Source organism: Flammeovirgaceae bacterium SG7u.111 (genome assembly GCA_034044135.1).
Classification (GTDB): domain Bacteria; phylum Bacteroidota; class Bacteroidia; order Cytophagales; family Flammeovirgaceae.
This window is the reverse complement of sequence record CP139021.1, coordinates 3,316,254-3,337,526: the sequence shown is the minus strand read 5'-3', so window position 1 is coordinate 3,337,526 and position 21,273 is coordinate 3,316,254. Positions and strand designations below refer to the sequence as shown.

Annotated in this window: 12 protein-coding genes; 5 read left to right on the top strand and 7 right to left on the bottom strand. The window is 40.2% G+C overall.

Annotated features, from left to right (window positions below; translation table 11 throughout):
- Positions 1-21: 21 nt before the first annotated feature.
- Entirely contained in the window at positions 22-2,046 is a 2,025-nt protein-coding gene (gene uvrB, locus R9C00_12970; GenBank protein ID WPO38367.1) for an excinuclease ABC subunit UvrB, read from the bottom strand.
- Between the two features lie 257 nt (positions 2,047-2,303).
- On the opposite strand from uvrB, the gene R9C00_12965 reads away from it, so the two are divergent.
- Positions 2,304-3,770 carry an ATP-binding protein gene (locus R9C00_12965; protein ID WPO38366.1) on the top strand — a complete coding sequence of 489 codons (1,467 nt, stop codon included), beginning with the start codon at positions 2,304-2,306 and terminating at the stop codon, positions 3,768-3,770.
- A 59-nt stretch (positions 3,771-3,829) separates the two neighbouring features.
- Here the strand turns inward: R9C00_12965 and R9C00_12960 are convergent, their stop codons facing one another.
- Complete coding sequence (locus R9C00_12960; protein WPO38365.1) at positions 3,830-4,267, bottom strand: gamma-glutamylcyclotransferase family protein; 438 nt, start codon at positions 4,265-4,267, stop codon at positions 3,830-3,832.
- Positions 4,268-4,914: 647 nt separating this feature from the next.
- On the opposite strand from R9C00_12960, the gene rbsK reads away from it, so the two are divergent.
- From rbsK to R9C00_12940, 4 genes are all read left to right on the top strand, one after another.
- A complete protein-coding gene (rbsK, locus tag R9C00_12955; protein WPO38364.1) occupies positions 4,915-5,838 on the top strand; it encodes a ribokinase in 924 nt (307 codons plus the stop codon).
- 212 nt (positions 5,839-6,050) lie between these two features.
- Entirely contained in the window at positions 6,051-8,801 is a 2,751-nt protein-coding gene (locus tag R9C00_12950; protein ID WPO38363.1) for an ATP-binding protein, read from the top strand.
- A gap of 77 nt (positions 8,802-8,878) precedes the next feature.
- Positions 8,879-10,375: a response regulator gene (locus tag R9C00_12945; GenBank protein ID WPO38362.1), complete on the top strand. Its 1,497-nt coding sequence runs from the start codon at positions 8,879-8,881 to the stop codon at positions 10,373-10,375.
- Positions 10,376-10,409: 34 nt separating this feature from the next.
- A complete protein-coding gene (locus R9C00_12940; GenBank protein WPO38361.1) occupies positions 10,410-11,066 on the top strand; it encodes a response regulator transcription factor in 657 nt (218 codons plus the stop codon).
- A gap of 104 nt (positions 11,067-11,170) precedes the next feature.
- Here the strand turns inward: R9C00_12940 and R9C00_12935 are convergent, their stop codons facing one another.
- From R9C00_12935 to R9C00_12915, 5 genes are all read right to left on the bottom strand, one after another.
- Positions 11,171-12,199 carry a CBASS cGAMP-activated phospholipase gene (locus R9C00_12935; protein WPO38360.1) on the bottom strand — a complete coding sequence of 343 codons (1,029 nt, stop codon included), beginning with the start codon at positions 12,197-12,199 and terminating at the stop codon, positions 11,171-11,173.
- Positions 12,200-12,382: 183 nt separating this feature from the next.
- Positions 12,383-13,501 carry a hypothetical protein gene (locus tag R9C00_12930; GenBank protein WPO38359.1) on the bottom strand — a complete coding sequence of 373 codons (1,119 nt, stop codon included), beginning with the start codon at positions 13,499-13,501 and terminating at the stop codon, positions 12,383-12,385.
- Between the two features lie 68 nt (positions 13,502-13,569).
- Positions 13,570-16,806, bottom strand: a complete 3,237-nt coding sequence (locus tag R9C00_12925; GenBank protein ID WPO38358.1) for an ATP-binding protein — start codon at positions 16,804-16,806, stop codon at positions 13,570-13,572.
- 267 nt (positions 16,807-17,073) lie between these two features.
- Entirely contained in the window at positions 17,074-19,425 is a 2,352-nt protein-coding gene (locus R9C00_12920; GenBank protein ID WPO38357.1) for a glycoside hydrolase family 3 N-terminal domain-containing protein, read from the bottom strand.
- 75 nt (positions 19,426-19,500) lie between these two features.
- Positions 19,501-20,766 (bottom strand): PhzF family phenazine biosynthesis protein, encoded by a 1,266-nt coding sequence (locus R9C00_12915; protein ID WPO38356.1) that lies wholly within the window; start codon positions 20,764-20,766, stop codon positions 19,501-19,503.
- Positions 20,767-21,273 lie beyond the last annotated feature (507 nt).

The window sequence follows — 21,273 nt, the reverse complement described above, 5'->3', positions numbered from 1 at the left end:
AGAATGTCTTAGTTCTCGTTTCTAAGCATTTTTCTCTGCTTTCAATTTTTCCAATTCGAACATTTCATCTCTTAGGCGGGCAGCTTCCATGAAATCAAGGTCTTTGGCTGCTTTTTCCATGTTCTTTTTGGTTTGGGCTATGAGTTTATCTATCTCATCGGATTTCATATACGCCACTACCGGATCGGCTGCAATGGTGCTTTCTTCCTCTATATAATAGTTCTTGGTGGTCTTTTTAGAATCCGCAACCTTGGTCTGTTGCATGATCGCATCTTTCGATTTGATGACTGTAGTAGGCGTGATGCCGTTCTCCTTGTTGTACTCAATTTGCTTTGCCCTTCTTCGGGCGGTCTCGTCTATAGCCCGTTGCATCGAAGCAGTAACTTTATCTGCATACATCAACACCTTTCCGTTGGAGTTCCTTGCTGCGCGTCCTATGGTCTGTATAAGTGAACGTTCGTTTCTCAAAAAGCCTTCTTTATCGGCATCCATAATTGCTACAAGGGAAACTTCTGGCAAATCAAGTCCTTCCCTTAGCAAGTTTACACCTACAAGCACATCAAAGACGCCGAGCCTTAACTCTCTCAAAATCTCGACTCTTTCCAATGCTTTTACCTCGGAGTGAATATAGCGGGTTTTAATACGGATATTATCAAGGTACTTGGTAAGCTCTTCTGCCATTCGTTTGGTCAACGTAGTAATCAGGACTCGTTCTCCAGCTTTTATGGTTTTGTCTATCTCATCCAGCAAATCATCAATTTGGTTGACACTTGGGCGAACAAAAATCTCAGGATCCAACAAGCCAGTAGGTCGGATGATTTGTTCTACAATTACCCCTTCAGATTTCATTAGTTCATAATCGGCTGGAGTAGCGCTTACATATACACTTTGGTGCGCCAACTCTTCAAATTCGTTGAAGGTCAAAGGTCGGTTATCCAAAGCAGATGGCAATCGAAAACCGTGCTCTACCAATGAAGTTTTCCTTGCCCTGTCTCCTCCCCACATGGCTCGTATTTGCGGCATGGTTACATGGCTTTCGTCCACCATCAAGAGAAAATCATCTGGGAAATAATCTATCAGGCAGAAAGGTCGTTGACCAGGTTCTCTTCTATCAAAATACCTTGAGTAGTTCTCCACTCCTGAGCAGTAACCCAGTTCACGGATCATTTCCAAATCGAACTCGGTTCTTTCTTTCAACCTTTTGGCTTCAAGAAATCTTCTGTCCCCTTCAAAATAGGTCATTTGGGCTACTAAGTCATCTTGGATTTCGTAGATAGCCTTGTGTACCGCATCCTTTCCAGTCACGAACAGGTTGGCTGGGAAAATACTAATAGCAGCTTCACTAGATATTTTCTTTCCAGTATCGGGCTCTATTCGTTGGATGTCTTCTATTTCATCATCCCAAAAGAAAATGCGGTAGGCAAAATCAGCATAAGCGGGATAGATATCAACCGTGTCGCCCTTTACTCGGAAATTTCCCCTCTTGAAATCCGCTTCGGTCCGGCTATATAAAATATCTACCAAAGCATAAAGCAAATGATTGCGGGGAATCGTATCGCCTTTTTTGAACCGAATTACATTTTTGCCAAATTCTTCTGGATTTCCTATACCATAAATACAAGAAACTGAAGCTACTACTATCACATCTCTTCTTCCGCTCAGCAGTGCGGAGGTAGCGGAAAGCCGAAGTTTTTCAATTTCTTCGTTAATGGCTAAATCTTTTTCAATATATAGATCTGAGCCTGCTATATAGGCCTCAGGTTGGTAGTAATCGTAGTAGGACACGAAGTATTCTACAGAGTTTTCAGGGAAAAACTGCTTGAACTCTCCGTAGAGCTGAGCCGCCAGGGTTTTATTGTGGCTCAATACAAGTGTTGGCTTGTTAGTCTGGGCAATTACATTGGCCATGGTAAAGGTTTTGCCTGAACCGGTCACACCTAACAATACCTGTGCAGGCTCGTTGTTGTTGACTCCCTTGGTCAGTTGCTTGATGGCTTCTGGTTGATCACCAGTCGGTTGATAGTTTGAGACTAGTTTGAAATCCATAGGATATTAGCTTGAAAAGATTCAAATATGAGTTCGTTGGGCGGTGGTAAATGCCAAACTTCCAAAAATAGAAATATTCGATCCTATAAAACAACCTAGATAAATTTATGTTCGGGAATTTTGATAGATAGCGCTGGTTATAGGTTTTGATTTGTATTTTTAGGGAAAAAGGTATTACTTGTTTGGCATACAGCTTGCCTAAAGCTATCCGTTCTTACTTATATACCTAATGATGAGTACATTTTTCTCCAACTATTATGAATAATACCAATAAGGGAGCACTGTTAGAGATAAAAAACAAAGTTCTTAATGTAGCGCTAGTTGCATGTGCCAGTATTGGTTTTGTTGCCCATACCGTTGCCATAGCGGTAGATTGGGGAGAAGCATTAAGCCTTACTTTCTATATACAGACTTGTGCTTTACTCATGCTTATTACACTTGCCATATACAGGAAAAAACTTTCTTTTGGGCTAAAGGTGTACATATTGATTTTTGTGGTTTTTATAGCTATTGCTGCTGGACTGTATTCTTTTGGGATCTTGGCGTCTAGTTCTGTTTTTATAGTAGCCCTTCCTATTTTTGCATCGTTCAACCTTTCCATCAAAAAGTCATTTATCCTGTGGCTGTTCCTTATTTTGATGTATGTGACTTTTGGTATACTTTTTTTAGAAGGGGTTTTGGTATATCCATTTGATATGTCCGAGTATTTGGAAAACAGTAGTCTGTGGCTGGTAGAAAGAATAGTCGATTTAGTTCTAGCTTCTATAGGGCTACTTTTTATAGGACATTATTTTACCCAAGCGCTTATAAACAATCAGGAAGAGATTGAAGCTCAGAAAAATCAGTTGCTTTTGCATAAAGAACAACTTGAAGAATTGGTAAAAGAGCGTACAAGAGAATTAGAGTTGGCAAATAAAGAGTTGAGCCTACAAAGCAAGCAGATAAAAGATCAAAATAGAGAACTCCAATCGATCATTGAACATTTAAAAGAAACACAGACCCAACTGGTTCAGTCTGAAAAAATGGCTTCTCTAGGTGTGCTTACTGCTGGCGTTGCCCATGAAATAAATAACCCCTTGAATTTTATTCATTCGGGTGTAAATGGACTTGAAAACCAGCTCAACAACCCAGAGATTGCAAATAAAAAAGATACGGTTTTCTTTATCAACACCATTAAAACTGGTATAAAAAGAGTGGTATCTATTGTCAAAAGCCTTGGGCAGTTCAGCAGAAGCAATGTGGCTCAAGATGAAGTTTGTGACATCCATAACATTATTGAGAATTGCCTGGTGATGCTACAACACAAGCACAAGGGGCTTATTAGAATCGAAAAAGACTATACAAAAGAGCTGGTTGAGGTAATGGGAAATGATGGAAAGTTGCACCAAGTCTTCCTCAATATTTTATCAAATGCAATTCAGGCTATAGAGCAAGAGGGGCTAATAGAAATAAATTCATCCATTGAGAATGATAAAGTAGTAGTAAGAATTAAGGATAATGGCTGTGGGATTAGCGATGAATATATTTCTAAAATCACCGACCCATTCTTTACCACCAAGCGACCAGGAGAAGGTACAGGCTTAGGTTTATCTATCACGGTAAAGATTGTAGTAGAGCACAAAGGGTTGCTAGAGTTCCAATCGGAAGAAAACAAAGGGACGACAGCCATCATTTCTTTACCTCTTCAAGCTGAGCCGGCACAAGAATTGAAAGCCACAAATTAAGGATAAAGAAAAGTCCCTTGGTAAAATGACCAAGGGACTTTTGTGAAAATATAGCTCGGCTACTTTTTCTTATCTTTCATAAACTCGTTAAAATCACCTGAGGCAATCGTATTTTGATCTTTTCTCAAATCCTCGGCAACATACATCCAACATTCTAACTCATTCCCATCTTCGGTAGTTACTCCTACTTTTACGCGATCATAGTCGCTGGGAATGTCGTTTTTGGGCTTAACCCCCTCGTATTTGTCTATTTCTCGGATTACGATATCGAATAGTTCTATATCGTCAAATTCATATATTTCTCCTTTTACCAGTTTGGAAGAGGAAGGTATATGATAGGCCATTGGGTAGGGAAAGTGCCAGTCCATTACTGCCGACATTTTCCCAGGAACCGTGCCTGTTCCAATTTTCGCTGCATTCATATGAAGCAATGTGGCCATACCGTTGTCAAAATCTGACATCAGTGTGCCGTATACAAAAAGATATTCGCTACTCATAAGGGATAGAAGTAAAATTTTTACATATAGTAAGTTTGCGTTGACTAAAGTTTTTTTGATGTAAAGCCTAAACGGTTTCACAAAATCATTTTCATATTTAGCAATACTTTTTCAATCGCCCAGACTCATTAGTAGCGGATGAGGTGAATGTATTATATTGTAATATAAAATTAGCCGTTTTTTTAAATTATCTCCTAATTTATACTAGACATTTTTACTATAATGACATATTTGTTCACATATTGGTAATATCCCAATTATTAATTTGAGGTATTTCAATTCAACCTGATTGTTTTGTGATAAGTATTGGCGAATATTCCCTTGTATTACAATAAGTTGTATCTTCCTAAGGATGACTTTATGTGTAACACCGCTGTATAACCAACAAGTTAGAGGTTGATATTCTTAATATTTTGGTTTTGTCCAGTAGTTCTAGGGTATAAAACACCTTCAGAATTTATAGAATCATATAATGAAAAGGTGGCTCAACTTTTTATCCAAAAAAAGTTACAAGTCCACTTCTACTAAAAGAAAGGTGCTATTTGTAAGAAAGCGATAACAATTTTTAAATATAATTCCCAAACAGCTTCTAAGAAGAACCATTTTTTTAGATAAACAGATTTTGCAATCCGATAAAACATAAAACAATGTCAGAGAAAATAGTAGTCATTGGCAGCTCCAATGTAGATATGATCATGAAAATGGACCGCTTGCCCAAGCGTGGGGAAACCGTGACCGATGCAGACTTTATGCAAGTGTTTGGAGGCAAAGGTGCGAACCAAGCCGTGAGCGCAGCCAGAGCTGGGGGAAACGTCGTTTTTGTAAACTGCGTGGGCGATGATGCCTTCGCTCCTGTTATGGTCAAAAACTTTGAGAAGGACGGCATGGATACCCGCTATGTATTTAAGGAAACAGGCGTTGCAAGCGGCACTGCCCTCATCATGATTGGCGATGCAGGGGACAATTGTATCTCAGTAGCCCCAGGAGCAAATTACCGCCTCACTCCTGCCTATATAGACCAGATAAAAGATGAAATAGCAGCTGCGGAAATTGTAGTGATGCAATACGAAATCTTAGAGGAGACTATCACCTATGTACTGGATTATTGCCGAAAAATAGGAAAGCCAACTCTGCTCAACTTTGCCCCTGCCCGTGCGTTTGACCTGAGCTATTTCAAAGGGCTCACTTACTTGGTGGTGAACGAGAGCGAAACAGAATTTCTATGTGGGATAAATCCTGATGGAGACGAGAATACAGAAAAGGCAGCCAAAGCCTTACAACAGCTCGGTCCTGAAAAGGTGATCATCACCCTTGGCGTTGGAGGTTCGTATATTTTAGATGGGGACAAGGCAATCAGGGTTTCTGCCTTTGATGTGGAGGCTGTTGACACTACTGCTGCTGGCGATGTCTATTGCGGCTCGTTGGCTGTGGCAATTGTGGAAGGAAAGAGCTTGAAGGAAGCGGTAAAATTTGCCTCGGCAGCGTCGGCACTTGCCATTACCAAAATGGGGGCACAACCTTCTGCACACAAACGAACAGAGATAGATGCTTTTTTGAAGGAACGAGGGTAAAACCTTTAGCGGTTCATTGAATACAAAGGAGGCTTCGGTTTCCTTTTTTTGCTTATAAAATACCATTAGAAAGACAATAGGCAAATTGCCTATAACTCTTAAAATATTCTAATGAAAATATGGTTATAATCATATCCTTCTAAGGTTTTTTAACCTTGCTAAACCTAATTCGTTAGCTTTTTAAGATTTATAACAACAACGCATCTACACACTTGGAAGAGAATTCAAAAGCTTTTATGGATAATATAGCCAAGGTAATGGAAGACCTTGCTGTGCATAGGGAGCTTCAAAAGCCATCTATACAAGCTATTTCCCACCTTGCCAACAGCCTTTCGGCAGATACTGTCCAGTTATTTTCTCTTCAAAAAGAAACAATAGAACTTCTGGCAAATGGAAAGCAGTTTTTATCGTCGGACTCAATCAGTTTGTTGCTTAAAAACGAAGCCGAATTAGTAGAAAAAGACTTCTTTTGGTTGGAAGATGTAAATGAGGAGAATAAAAGAAAGGTCGCTAAAGGCACTCAAGCTTTATTTATCCCATTCTCCATCCAAAACAGAAAGTACCTTGCCTCTTATATAAGCGCAAAGAACACGCTCTTTTTCCAAGCCCCGTACCTTCCTTTGCTTTTAGCTGCCACTAAGCAAGTGGTGCAGAAACACGGAAAAGCTGCACAACAAGCCGAAGCAAGCTCAGCCGCTGATCAAGTGAACACACTTATATTAGATGCTGCTGGAGAAGGGATTTTCCAGCTCGACAAGCAGGGTAAGGTCATTTATATGAACAAGCCTGCCAAAAAAATGCTTCGTTTTTCTTCTAGGGAAAAACTGAGCACCGAGGTTAGTATCCAAGATATTTTAGAAGAACGTCTATCGTCAAAAAAGAACCATCCAATTGACCTTACCTTGGAAAATGGGGAAAAAAATGAGGTGGAATATGAAGTGTTTAGGCGGCAAGACTCCACCACTTTTCCTGTAGAATATATTTCCACGGGGATAAAAGATAAAAATGGGAAGGTGATAGGCGCTGTGGTAACAGCAAAAGATATTTCTGAAAAGCTGAAAGCGAAAGAAGGAGAGCGTAAGCTATTGAAGCATATTCGGGTGCGAATGAAAGAACTAGATTGCCTTTACAAAATCTCAAGGCTAACGGTAGATATTTCCCAAGAAGAAGATTTTGTGCTGCAACAGGTTGCCCTTCTCATCCCTTCGGCTTGGGACGATGATAGGCAAAGCCATGTCCGTATTCTTTTTAAAGGAAAGGCTTTTGAGAGTGAAGGGTTTTCTGAAACAATTTGGAAAACGGAAAAACCGGTATTGGCTGGAAAGAAAAGGATTGGCGCTTTGGAAGTGTACCATTCCGATGCGCCTGATATGCTAGTGGAAGAATCTTTTTATTTGAAAGAAAATAATATGCTCGAAACCATGAGCAGTCAAATAGGTAATTTTCACATTCGGAAAACAGCGGAAACTGAGCTTAAGGAAAGCAACAGGAAATTTACCACACTTATCCAAAACTTGCCCGGGGTTGTGTTTAGAAGCAATGATTCTTGGAAGCTGGAGTTTATCAGCGAAGGCTGCCATCAGATTTCTGGAGTTGCCCCGAAAGACTTTCTGAAGAAAAAGAACTCGGTCAGATGGAGTTCTCTGATCTTGCCTGAGGATCGGAAAGGTGTCACTAAAAAGATAAAATCAGCTTTAGAGCTTGGCACTTCTTACCAAGTTGATTACCGAATCACTACACTTTATGGCGAGCAAAAATGGATTTGGGAACAGGGAATTGGTATTTATGATGACTTGAAACTGAAAGCCGTTGAAGGTTTTTTGTTCGACATCACCAATAACAAAAAAGCTGAGGAAGAATTGATCGCTTCGTACAAAGAAAGGCAAGCGCTCATCACTAACCAGAAAACAGTACTGGAAGCAACAGTTGCCGAAAGAACAAAGGAGCTTGAAAAACTGTTGGAAGAAACGCAAAAGCAATCGAGCCAACTCCAAGAGAAAGAAAGTATTCTCAATACTCAAAACAAAGATTTACAAGAAACACTACTCAAGCTAAAATCTGCGCAGTCGAAGCTAATTCATTCCGAAAAAATGGCTTCTCTCGGGCAGTTGACAGCAGGCATTGCCCACGAAATAAACAACCCTGTCAATTTCATAAGCTCAAGCATAGAAGGGCTGCGAGATGTGATGGGTGACTTACTCGAAATATTGAACAAGTACGAGGGGGTAAATAAGGAAAACCTAGAAGAGAAAATCACAGAGATTGAAGAACTAAAGCATGTACTAGGCTATGACGAACTGCTGGAAGGAATTGATCTTCTAACGAACAATATCCACACAGGGGTGGAAAGAACTGCTGAGATTGTAAATGAATTGAAGGCCTTTTCGAGGGTAGACCAAGCAGAAGTAAAAACAGTGGACTTGCATAAAAGTATAGAATCGACCTTGGTTATGCTCCGCAGTCAATACAAGGATATTATCCAAGTAAACAAGCAGTTTGGCGAGCTTCCGCAGGTCGAATGTTTCCCTGGAAAACTCAACCAAGTATTTATGAACTTAATCTTGAATGCTATTCATGCAATTCAGGCTAAGGAAAAGAATTATACGGGGAAAAAGCCGTTACCAATAGAGAAAGAAAAGGGAGATATTTTTCCTGAAAGCGGATCTATTCTCATCCAAACAAAACTGCTGAGCAAAGGTGACGTTCAGCTACTCAAATTGAGCAATTCTAGCGATTGGGTGGAAATAAACATAGCCGATTCGGGCATTGGAATCCCAATAGAAATTAGGGACAAGGTATTTGAACCTTTTTTCACAACAAAAGACGTGGGCGAAGGAACTGGGCTTGGGCTTAGCGTCAGCCTAGGAATCATTCAGCAACACAATGGCGTTTTTGAATTAGAAAGCGAAGAGAACAGAGGAACTAACTTTAAGATATTCCTCCCAGTAACGGCTTCTTATTAAGCTTTGCAAAAACGCCTTAAATTGAAGAGGACTAGCTATCTCAGTATAACTTGAGTATATAATAACACTAGCAAAACATGGAAAATGCCGAAGTCAGAACCCAAAAATTCACTCCCCCTTCTCAGGGCGGCAGGGTACTTTATGTGGATGATGAAGTAGAAAACCTTACCAGCTTTAAATATGTATTCCGTAAGCGATATGAGGTATATACGGCTTCTTCAGGTGATGAAGGCATGAAAATACTTGAGTCGTGCGCTCACAATAACAGGGAAATCCAACTAGTGATTACTGACCAAAGGATGCCCAAGATGACGGGAATTGAATTCCTAGAAAAAGTAGCTGAGTGTTTCCCAGATGCTATCCGGATAATTCTCACTGGATATAGCGATGCCGAGGCAATGATGCAAGCTATCAACGTGGGCAGGGTTTACCGATACATCACCAAGCCTTGGAAGAAGAATGAACTTCAGGTCAATATAGATAATGCACTTGGTGCCTACAGGTTGAAAAAACAAAACGAGTTATTGATCAAAAACCTTAAGCAGAAAAACAGAGAGCTAAAACAATCGGAAGAGAAGTTTTCTCTTGCTTTTTACATTGCTCCTGTTGCCATGAGCATGATTGAGGTTGAAAGCTCGATGCTTTCGGATGTGAATCAAAGCTTTGAAGATCTTGTAGGGCAAAAAAAAGAGCAGTTGGTTGGAAAAGGTATTGAAGAGCTTTCTTATTGGGGCTCAAAAGTAGAAAGGGAGCGAGTGATGGGCATTATCAGATCAGAAGGCAGGCTATTTAATTTTGAACATCAATTCCTTACGTCAGATAAAAAAATACGCATCGTTCGTACATCAACCCTCACTATTGAAATAAAAGACAAGCCTCATTATTTTTCTCTTCATCAAGACATTACCGAGGAAAGAAGAGCTGAGGAACGGATTATTGCCACCATACTTGAGACCGAAGATAAGGAGCGAACTCGTATGGCTCACGAGCTTCACGACGGAATGGGGCAACACTTAACAGTAGCCTCGCTCAACTTCGATGTGATTAGAAACGAAATAAAAACACTGGATGAAAGAAGTCAAGAAATGTTCAAAAAAGGCATGGACTTTTTGACAAAGGCTATTTCGGACAGCAGACACATGGCCCATAACCTAATGCCCAAAACCGTTAGTGATTTTGGATATGTTTCTGCCGTAGAAGATTTACTCACAGGTATTCAAGGAGTAAATGGGATGGACATAGATTTTTTCCACAACCTAGGAGAGCAAAGGCTAAAAGAAAGCATGGAGAATGGGCTTTTCAGGATCACTCAAGAAGCACTTAACAACATACTAAAACACGCTGAAGCAAACAAAGTAACATTACAGCTTATGAAATATGAAGATATGGTCATTTTGACCGTTGAGGATAATGGAAAAGGTTTTGAACCAGATAAGCCAGGCGGTTTTGGCTTGAACAGCATGTCTACCAGAACGAAGGCTATCTCAGGTGAACTTAGCATAGATAGTCACTTGGGCAGAGGAACAAATATCACGGTTCAGGTTCCACTTAAAAATGAAAACCACTTACTATAATTCTTAAAACATCAACCAATAAACAATTAAGTAGATGTCAGAGGTGATAAAAATATTATTAGCGGATGACCACCAGGTAATCAGAGATGGAATCCGTTCTTTTTTGGAAGGAAACGATCGCTTCCAGATTGTTGCAGAGGCCTCTAACGGCAAGCAAGTATTGGCAAGGCTCGAAAAAACAGAGGTGGATGCCATCATCATGGATATTAGGATGGATGTGATGGATGGGATCACCTGCACAAAAGAGGTCTCTAAGCTGTACCCAGATATAAAAGTCCTTGTTCTGTCCATGTACAATGAACCCCAATACATTAAAAGCATCATGGCTTCGGGCGCTTCGGGCTACCTGCTAAAAAACAGCGGGCAGGAGGAAGTTATTAGGGGGATTGAATCAGTTGTTTCTGGAGAAAAGTTCTATTCGGCAGAAGTAACCAATACGGTTATGAATAGCCTTGGCGGGAAAAAATCACGTTCTTTTTCCGATATGGAAATACCACTTACCGAAAGGGAAAAAGAAGTATTGGAACTGATAGTCCAAGAGTTTTCCAATCAAGAAATCGCCGATAAGTTGTTCATCAGCCCACGGACAGTTGATGCCCATAAGCGAAACTTACTAGAAAAAACAGGAGCTAAAAACATGGCTGGCTTGGTGAAATATGCCATCCGTCATCAGCTTTTTGATAGTATATAAAGGAATTAAAAATGCTGTAATTTGACATAATACGTAAATGATTAGAAAAATAAAAGGGTTGTGGTAGTTTACCGCAACCCTTTTTGTTTGTTTTATGTATGGCATCAAGCGATAAGATCATCGCCATCATCTTGAACCAAGTATTTTTTGGCAAAGCTCTCAATTGCAACTTTATGTTTGGCAAAAACTTGATCGCCAAACTGCTGCAAAGCTCTCATGTTTTCTTCATTGGCATCGTCCATCTCTTCATTTACCCATTCTGGCAGGGTTTCATTCACCCGCAAATACTGACTAGGCTGCTCCACCGCTTCATAAATTTGCTTTAACTGGAAATCAACTGTTTCGGCGACCGATGACATCATGATATCAATCAATGGAGCAGGCCACTGCACCAACCCCCAGTTTTTTACTTTATCATAAGGATAGCTTTTTTTCTTCTCGCCAGTTCCCAAGGAAAAGATAACCATTTCACTCGCTGTTTTTCCATAAAAACGCCTTGCATCGGCATATGCACAAAGCCCAGGATTATTGGCAAAGATTCCTCCATCTATCATCGCATACTCATCTCCCTCTAATGATTTGATATTTGCGCATTCAAAATAGGTAGGTGCGGCAGACGTAGCCCTTGTTATGTCCTTTACAAGGAAATCAGCGCAATCGCCTTTCTTTTTTGCTGAGTGTTGACGGAAGAACGTTGCTTTTCTCCGCGTGACATCATAAGAAGGAATCACACAGGGTTTCAAGAGCTGGGAAATTTTGGTTTCCCCAAAGTATTCTTCCAACGCTTTTTCCAAGCCTTTTTCAGGATACTTCTCATCGGTAATTCCACCTAAGGTTCTCAGTTTCTTGAAAAAAGGTCTGTCAAAAATGGCTTCACCTCGGTTCAAATAAAGATCTACTACTTCATTCGACCTGAACTTCGGGCGACTGCTGGAATCGGGTAAAAGAAATGCACAGGCAAGTATCCCGCCAGTACTTGTTCCTGCTACCATGTCAAAAAAATCTGACAAACGAGCTGATTTGTCTTGAGTTATGGTTTGTAAATATTTTTCTACATGACAGAGGACTTGCCCGGGCAAAACACCACGGATTCCACCGCCATCAATAGATAAAATTCTAAAGTATTTAGGCATAATAGGTACGAGTTAGATCTGGATTAAATTCGAAAGCCTTAAATTAACTTATTTATCTAAATGCAGACAAACCAGCATGAAAAACTTGTTTCTAAATTTAATTAATCAAAAAAAAAGCGGCTCTGATTTACTTAATCAAAGCCCCTTTTAGAATAGATATTTTGTGTTATGCTACTGAAGCGTTTACCAAGCTCTTGCTTCAGTTTCCTCTGCGATTTGACCAAATGCAAACTTCGAGCTACCGTCATAGTTAGAAATCCCCAAAGTAGAAAGGTATTCAATGAAAGCAGGGCTGGATAAACCATAATACGCCTTAAATTCTTCAATTTGCTCTGCCGACTGATCATGTGACCAGTTCACGTTTATTACCTCAATTTTATCTTTATTAGTATCCCAAGCTTTAAAGAGATTATGGTAAAATTCAGCTTGCAGTTCTTCTGAGCTTCCGCAATAATCCTCGCCTGATTGATATCCAACCTCCATCAACCAAATTGGTTTATCTGTAAATGCTCCACTGATACTCAAGAAATGCTTCGTCACAAACCCTGGATCTAGCACCCTAAAATCCCCTTCTTGCGGATAATAAGTAAGCATGACTACATCGCTATACTGATTCAGCTCTTTAACCTTAGCCAACTTAGATCCCAATACGCCTTCCATTACTGTTGCTTTTGAACCAACTTTTATGTTAGGATGGTTTGTTTTAAAATGCGTTGATGTTGCCTCATAAAACTCGATATACTCATCCCACTCAGTTCCCTCCAACACCAAATCAACCTCATTTCCAATACTAAATCCTGGTACATCTACCGATGAAGGGACGGTATTCATTACCCAATCGCTAAGCTTATTAAAAGCGGCAATCACTTTCGGGTCATTCATAGGCAACCCATCTAAGTAATCAGGAGTTGTCCTTCCCACTGTATTCAACACGGCTAAACTTATAGAAACCTTTACATTTTTTGAAGCGTAATAGTCGATAGCCGTAAGTACATTGCCCAAAGGGTTCACATATACCTCTTCGGAAACTTCAATTGAGTCCCATGGAATATTTATTTCAACTATTTCAATAGGAAGTTCATCCGTTCTTTCAAATGCTGAAAAAAAACCATTTTTATCTTTTGTAATATTAATCCCAAAAAGCCGATCGCCTTTTGGCTGAGGGCTGTTAGGAGTAAAATACTCAAATTTTTCGTCACTTGGAGTATTGTCTGGCGTAGGGTTATCTTCTTCACAACTAGTAAGTATAAAAGGTAATAAAATAGCAGCTGTGATTGCTAAAAACTTCTTGAACGATTTCATTATTTAACATATTTGTTTGTTATGTGTACACATCACCATTTATATTCTTAAGAAACAGTATTGTGGCGTTACTGATGCAAAGGTAAAAGAATTGTAAAAGACGTACCATTTCCCACCTCGCTTTCTACCAGCATTTTACCTCCATGTGCTTCAATTACACCTAGCGAAATGGAAAGCCCTAACCCAGTACCTTTCCCCACATCTTTTGTAGTAAAAAACGGTTCGAATATCCGGTTCAGATTCTCCTTCGGAATCCCAATGCCAGTATCTGTAATGATAATAGACACACAATCTTTGTCAAGAAGGCTACCATCGGTCAATAATTTTGAAGTAATCGTAATTGTCCCCTGTTCGGGAATTGACTGGATAGAGTTGCTCAAAACATTCATAAATACTTGGTTCAATTTCCCAGGAAAGCATTCTATCAGAGGGATTTTATCATAGCTTTTTACAATTTCAATCCTGTCTTTATATTGGTGCCTGAGCAACACCAGTGCTGAATCTACCCCTTGCAGCACATCAAACTTATGTGAATCATCAGAATCGATCCGAGAGAAAGTTCGTAATTCCTTCACTATTGCTGCAGCCCGTTTAGCCCCAACACCAATATTTTCAGGAGCTTTCTTTACTAATGTCAGCAAGCGTTCGTATTTTACTTGGCTCTTCAGCTCTTCAATCTCCTTCATCTTCTCGACAAAGTTCTCTGCCGTAAGCTCATTATATTTATCAACAATCTCCCCAATAGTGCTTATTGCAGTTCGCAAGCCTTCTATACCAGAATTGATGTAATTGATTGGATTATTTATTTCATGTGCTATACCTGCCGTCAGGATTCCCAAAGAAGCCATTTTTTCTGCTTGAACTAATTGACTTTGGGTATTTTTAAGATTTTCAAGTGTGGCCTCTAGTTGATCATTTTTATTTGAAAGTTCTTCTTGTTGTGCTTGAAGTTCTTCATTTTGCACCAACACCTTGTATTGTTTTTCTTCAAGCGCTTTATTTTTATTTAATATCTCTGTACTTTGTTCTAATATCTTTGTAGTCCTTTTTTTAATCTCTTTTTCAAGATCTCTGTTTCGCCGTTCCAATATATTCATCCTTAGCCTATATATAAAATAGACAAACAAGGCTACGGCAATAATACTTGAAGCAACAAACCACCACGTGAGATAAAAAGGATTAAACACTTTTATAGATCCGGTAGAAACTTCCTTGCTCCACTCCCTATCCCCTACTCTAGACTGACACCTAAAACGGTACGTCCCTCCTGGCAAGTTAGTGTACCTAGCTGAATTTTCCCTGCCATTCACTATATACCGCCAGTCCTTATCAAACCCCTCCAGTTGCACCCTATAATTCAGACTATCGGTTCGGTTAAAAATCACCCCACGGAAATAAAAAGAAAGATCATTATCCTTTGCAGCAACCTCTATGGACTCATTTGTTGAGCGAGTATTTGTCACACCATAAGATATTGAGTCAATTTTGGTTTGAGGAATAAGCTTTTTTGAGAAATCGTATTCTTCAAAATAAACAGAAGCCCCTTTATTAGTGCCTATCCACACCCTGCCATCTTCATCTTCTTCAATGGCTTTCCTATTTACTTCTGGGCCCACCAACCCATCTTTTACCGTAAAATGCCTCCAACCTTTTCCTTTTTCATAGGTAAAAACGCCATTGTTGGTACCTGCCCATAGTCGTTTTTTGCTATCCAACATCAACTTGTATATTGGAATGCCTGGCTGCAACCCTCCTAAAGTAAGGTCAATTATGCTATCATTTCTCAGTTCACACAGCCCACCTGCCGTCCCTATCAATATTTTTCCTTCATACTCAAGCGAAGAATAGGTATTGGTACACTTCATGTCCTTACTAACATAGTTTATAGGCGCTTCATTATTGTTTTTTATATGGAATAGCCCATTTCTACTACAAAGCAACAATCCCCTATTTCCTGATAGCTTGGAGATTGATCTGACATAACCAACCCCACTAGTAAGCAATGTCAACTGCCCATTTTTGAACTCGCAAATACTATTTATGAGGGCGACAATCACTTTTCCATCAATCACTTCGCAAGCAATAACTGCATCATAAATGTCATTACCTGTCGAGTACCATTTTATCTGTTCTGCTCCTTTGGGTAATACTCCTAAGCCTTTTTTATTTGCAGCAATATATATAGTACCGTCAACTCCTTCTGCCAAATCCAATATTCTCGATTGAAATATGATATCTTGATTGGCCAAATAGTAATTATGCATCTCTCCCTTTTTATCTAAAACAGACAAGTCCTTAACACCTCCTAAAACAATTTTACCATTTTGCAAATTTAAAATAGCACTTACTTCATTTTCAGGCAGACCACTCCTTTTAGTATAATTGAGAAAAGCCGCACTCTCAATCTTATAACAACCCCTAACTGTTGAAACCCAAATATTCTGGTCTGTATCTACCAAAGCGCCAGAAGCTATCGAATACATCAGGTCATGGTCTACTTGAATATTTTCTTCTTTGTTATTGTCTTTTCTATTTATTCTACTTAGTGGAGACCGATAACTGTAGTATATGTTATGCTTATTATCTATAAAAAACTCATTGCTTTCTAATGGCAACACAACGGGGTTCTTCAAGGGGCTTTTTAGCTCAGTATAATCTCCTTCCAAAAGGTAACCTATCGAATTACTAAGCCTCACAAAACAAGTATCACCACCAAAATCTATCCCATAAATACTTTGGGAAAAGCTTCCTACTTTGGAAATGCCTCCAAATTTCATTTTGTAAAGCCCAACACTAGTCCCAATGTACAAACTACTTTTATGGAAGCGCAACCTGTTGATAGTAGTATTTTCTCCAGGTACATCAATCACTTTCCAATAATTAAGATAAGTATTGAAGTAGTACAACTTATTGTTATAATCATGAATGGCAATATGATAGCCATCTGCCTCAATCCTTACATCGAAATCAAAATGGTGGATAAAAAAGCCGAAATCGATGGGCGGTGCAGGAAAATTAAGCCACTGATTATTTTTATAGCACATGATCCGATGCCCCTCTCCATCAAAGCCAGTAAGCCAAATGCTAGAATCGGGTAATGACTTTATAATATTAAATTCTGAATTGGGAAAAGGCACGGTATCATCTGACTTTAGTGTCCAATATTGCCCATCGTAGGTGTAAACCCCTGCAATAGTAGTAAACCATATTTCACCTTCAGCACTTTGAGCAATATCATATACCAAACTGACAGGCATACCATGTTCTTCATCATCAAGTACCTGAGCTTGATAAAACTGAGCCATTAGTTGTGGGAGCCAAAATAGATGAAACAGGAAACTTAGTGTAATCTTGAGCTTCATTTATATATTTCAGTTTTACGAGGCTCCTCTTTTACTTTTAGTAAAATCAACACCCTACGTTTATTGCTTAGAAGCAGTTTGGGAATGAAAACCAAAAAGTCTCTGACTAAAAATAATTAAATTATTTCTCAAATAAACACAATTATTCTTCAACTCTATAACAAAAGTTAAAAATGCATTTTCCTAAAATAATAAAATTTGAGGGAAATGCTAATTCACCACATTCAGATAGGCTTCTATATACTCTTCGGACGAAGAACCAACCATAAGCTTAAATCGTCCGGGTTCAAGTACATTTTCCATATCTTTATTGTAAAACTTTAGCAGTTCAGGAGTCACCTCAAAGGTCACAACTTTTTCCTGCCCAGGTCTCAGCTGTACTTTCTGGAATCCTTTTAGCTCTTTTACAGGTCGAGTAACCGAACTTACCATGTCCCTAATATACAGTTGGACAATCTCATCTCCTCTCACGTCACCAGTATTCGTTACAGTCACCGAAACCAAGGATTTGCTGTTCATCCCAATAACAGAAGGGTTGACTGTAAGATCCTTATAAGAAAAATCAGTATAGCTCAAGCCAAAACCAAAAGGGTAAACAGGCTTATGTTCGTCAAACAAATAGGGGCGCTTGGCAGTCGGTTTGTGGTTGTAGAAAGCAGGTAGAAGCCCAGTAGATTTGGGGAATGTGCAAGGCAGCTTTCCTGACGGATTTACATTGCCAAGCAATACATCTGCAAGCGCATTTCCAGTCTCTTGACCCAAGTACCAGCACTCCAACAACACCTGTGCATTTTCCTTCAAATACGACAAATCGAGTGGCCTGCCATTAAACAGTACCACTACTACCGGCCTGCCCGTTTCTTTCAACTTATTGAATAATTCCAGTTGCTTCCCTACCAACTCAATACTGGTGCGGTCACCTAAATGTGTATCGCTCCAAGCCTCTCTTGAGGTAAGTTCATTTCCTCCAATAGCTAAAATAACCAAATCACTCCGCTCCGCAATAGTGACGGCATGTTCAATCCGACCCTCATCTGCTTTGGGTGAAGGCAATTGAACAGGGTCTAAATACCAGCTACCTGGTTCGGTTATCCGGCAGCCTTCTGCAAATACCACCTCGCCATTATTCCCCAATCGATTTTTCAACCCTTCCACCAAATCAACATAATAAGGCGGCACATCGCTGTAGCCTCCCAGCAACGTCGATTTTGCATTCGGTCCTATCACAGCTATCGTATTGTAAAAGGAAGTATTTAAGGGAAGCAAGTTCATCTCATTTTTAAGAAGGACAATGGATTTTTGGGCAGCCTCTAGGGCAAGTTTTCCATTTTTTTCAGAACCTACTATTTTCTCGGTAGAAGAAACATCCACATAGGGTTCGTCGAACAGTCCAAGCAGAAATTTGTTTTTGAGCAAACGATAAACAGCCGTGTCCAATGCAGTTGCAATGACTGAATCTTGTGCTGCATATTTCAACAATGAAGGGTAGTCTACCATATCTGGCAATTCTATATCTACCCCGGCAAGCAAGGCTTCCCTAGCTGCTTCAGTACTGTCTTTCACTACAAAATGCCTGCGATACAAGTCGGAAATCCCACCATAATCGGCTACAACTTGCCCATCAAAACCCCACTCATTTCTCAATACATCCTTGAGCAACCAAGAATTGATGTGTGACGGAATCCCGTCAATTTCGTTGTAAGAAGCCATCACACTTTTTGCCCCACCTTGCTTTATAGCTTTCTCGAAGGGCATCAAAAACACTTCCCTGAGCAACCTTTCCGAAATATTTGCAGGTGCAGTATTCACCCCACCTTCGGGTTGCCCATGACCAGCCAAGTGCTTGAGCGTAGCCATCATTTTAGCAGAGCCAATTTGCTCTTCCGTACCTTGAAGCCCCTTTACCGCTGCCAAGCCCATCTCCGAGACCAAAAACGGATCTTCTCCATAAGTTTCTTCAAACCTTCCCCAACGAGGGTCGCGAGCCACATCTAATACAGGAGCCAAGGCAAGTTGCGCCCCCCTACTCCTCGCCTCTTCGGCTATGACAGAAAAACTACGTTCCATCAAATCGGTATCCCACGAGCTGGCAAGGGCAATAGGAACAGGAAAATGAGTTCCTTTCCTCGCTGCATGCCCGTGCAGTACTTCTTCATGGAACACTACTGGTATTCCCAGCCTTGTTTTCTCTACAAAATAGCGTTGGATTTCATTGGTAAGTTCCGCCATTTGGGTTGGCGTCCTGTTCTGCATTTGCACACGCTCCAATGCTTCGCTCGGACGGGCAATTTGACCTAACCCATTCGGAAAGTTTTGTGCTGCTTTTTCCAAAGAAAAGTTGCCATCTTCATCTAAAATCAATTCAGCTTTTTGATCCCAAATACACAAAACCTGCATCGCTTTTTCCTCCAAGGTCATACGTGCAAAAAGATCATCCAGCCGCTCTTCTATTGGAAGTTTCGAATTTTTATACGGATCAATTTTCTTTCTTTGGGCAATTCCAGAAAAAGAACTCCCAAAAAGGGTAATTGCTAATAGAATAAACTTTATAGTTTTCAACATAACTAATTGATATTCTTTGGGTTTTACTCTTTAAAGAAGAGTATAAATATAAATCATTCCCTACACTGCTAACCATCAGCTTTTTATTTCCATCATCCCTTCACCCATTATCACACTCTGCCCACCTACTTTCACTTTGGTTATCTTATCATTTTCCATGACAATGGTAAGATACAAATAACTTGGCCTACCCATTTCAAAACCCTGCTCACTTACAAATTCATTCACTTCTTTGACAGGAAAAACCTCGTGTTCAATCAAATAACTACCAAGCGGTCCATTGGCACTTCCCGTGGCTGGATCTTCCACTATACCGAACTCGGGGGCGAACATGCGGCAATGTACATCTGAGTTTCCCTCCACAGTTTCAGTACTAAAAACCAGAAGCTCCGTTACAGGAAAATCGGCTAAGTACTTTTCCAAAGCTACTGAATTGACTTTGCAATTTTCCACCGCTGCCAAGCTGTTGAGCGGAACAATCAAGAATGGAACTCCGCAAGAGACAAGTTGCATAGGGGAAGCCAATCTAATATCAGAAGGCTGGAGATTCAATACCTCTGCCATTTGTGCCACGTCTTCAAATATATCCAAGAAATTTGGCAAAGGAGCTTCCATAGTAATCCGCTGTGGAAACCCTTCAGAAGACAGTTCCAAGTCAACGGGAATCATGCCCACTTTTTGCTCCAACCTAAGTTCAGCCTTTTCTCCTTCTACCATTTTTAGCTTTTCACTGACTATGATGTGGGAAGTCCCCAATGTCGGATGCCCTGCCGTAGGCAATTCTTTACCCGGAGTAAAAATCCGTACTTTATAATCGTTTTCTAGGCTTTCAGGAGGAAGGATAAAAGTCGTTTCCGAAAGGTTAAGTTCCTTGGCTACCTTCTGCATAGTTTCCCCACTGAGATTTCCCCCATTGGTAAAAACCGCCAACTGGTTCCCCCCAAACTTCCGATCGGTAAATACATCCAAGAGAAAATACTTTTTCTTCATCACTTCAGGGATAAATTCTTCCAACACGGATTCCCCACTCCCGCTTTTACCACTGGTCCATTCCCATTTCTCGCTCAATTCTACCAGACCATCGGCAAGTAGCCTTGGCACAGATTCACATTTGCCTGTTCGGAACTCACCCTCGGCATTGAGGTGCTGGTAAATAAAAGAAAGGCTACCACCTTCATTGACGTTGCCTAAAAGTTGCCCTTGGCTAATGCTTCCTCCGCCATAAGTCCCTGTCAAAACAGTTCCCCTTTGGAAATACTCAAAAACTGTTTCTCCGCTTACCTCTCCCGCACTCGAATTGCTCTTTGCCCTAAATACTCGCTGATCGTAATATATCTTCATTTGAACCTTTTGTGTATGTTTTCGAAGTTATGACACTCCAATGATTATAGATTTCGGCGGCAAGTTAATGTTTCTCTTTTCAAGAGTAAATGACTTGGCACAAAATCAAAAGGATTTTGAACATTTGCACTATTTCAAAACACTATCAAACACAAGAAAAGGCTCAAACAATTTGCCCTGTCGGAGTTGTTTGAAGCCAACCCGACGTTTTTTGGCATACCGATACGAGCATAGGAATTAGCGAGAAAAACTTGAGTAGAATCACCGATCCTTTTTTACGACCAAACCCCCTAAGGAAGGCACTGGTCTGGGTCTCTCTATTGCCTTCAGGATCGCTCAAGAACATAGGGGGACGATCAAGATCTCCTCTGAGCTGGGGCAGGACACCGCTATCATAATCTGCCTACCACTTGAAAAACAAGAATAGCCAACCAAGAAAAGGGTTGTGTTTGGCTCCAAACATCTACCGAATGCTCATTTTTTTGCTCTTTCCTGATAGATGTTGGT